Genomic DNA, 1,119 nt, shown 5'->3' on the forward strand with positions numbered 1-1,119 from the left:
CGGGTCAACCCCTTTTTTATGGAGAGTTTTATCTCGTAGTTTTTTATTTATTTTTACTCCAAGTTTGAATTGTTGAAAGCACAAAATTGTTCATTTTGGGGTTCACAATATTCAAAACCAGCCTTTTTCAAAATATCTTCCAAAACTATTCCGGGTTCTCCTTTTGCCTTTAATTGATCAAGCATCCATTTTTGGATACGGGCATTCACATGAACCCGTTTGAGATGTGGGGGTAACTTTTGTTTAGGTTTTCCTCTGTATCCTCCACGTTTGCTCTGCATTTCATTACCTCATACCGGTCTTCTTAAACCTTAAGACCATTGTCAATAAAGGGTTATAGAAAAGCGTGCCACGCTTTACAAAAAAAGTGCTTCATTTTCAGGTAAAATTTTGACACACGCCCCCCCCCTGGGGGGTAGAGGGGAAAAAATCACAATCCGTACAAAATAAAATTATTGCTGAAATCTCCCTTTGCCAGAAAAAAAGCAGGGCTTCCGTCTCACAAATGCTGGGGTTGATCATAAGCTGAGCCACTATACGGGAGAGAAAATTTTTACCGTCACAACCTACTGTAATAACAGAGTTTGTTTTTGATCGTTAAAATCACACCACAATATGGCCGAGGTTATGATCAAGCCCCAAATATTTTATCCTTACGGCTCTACCCTTTTTTCAGAAGGGGATAGTCCTTCTTGAGCTGGGGAGTTCCTTTAAATTAAATAAAGGGCCGCTATCGGGTTAACAAGGAAAAAATATCTTTTTTTCATTATTCAAGGCGATTATAAAGCATCCCTTTGTTAAAATAACCGAATACACGCCCAATTTTTGGTATGATCTTCTGCTTCCATTAAAGCATTCATTTGCTCTTCTGAGCCCCAGTTTATTTGGATATAATCTCCTCTTATTTACTCTTAACTATAATGAAAAGCCTTACTGGGTAAGCCTCTTAGTAAAATGTGGCACGCTTTACAAAAAAAAGAGCCCATTTTTGCCCAATCCGTTTTGGGGCTATAGAGATTCATCTTTTTACATCCTTATTTCCGGAAGATTCAGATCCTCTCCACGTTGGTAACTTTCATAAATTTCCATTGGGGTTTTATATTTTAATGAGCCATGTAT

The 1,119-nt window shown here is 37.9% G+C and carries 1 protein-coding gene; it reads right to left on the reverse strand.

The genetic code is table 11. From position 1 onward, the window contains the following. Positions 1–53: 53 nt before the first annotated feature. Positions 54–281, reverse strand: a complete 228-nt coding sequence (locus B9A32_RS20980) for a hypothetical protein (RefSeq protein WP_084072144.1) — start codon at positions 279–281, stop codon at positions 54–56. Positions 282–1,119 lie beyond the last annotated feature (838 nt).

The organism is Desulfocicer vacuolatum DSM 3385 (assembly GCF_900176365.1).
Classification (GTDB): Bacteria; Desulfobacterota; Desulfobacteria; order Desulfobacterales; family Desulfobacteraceae; genus Desulfocicer; species Desulfocicer vacuolatum.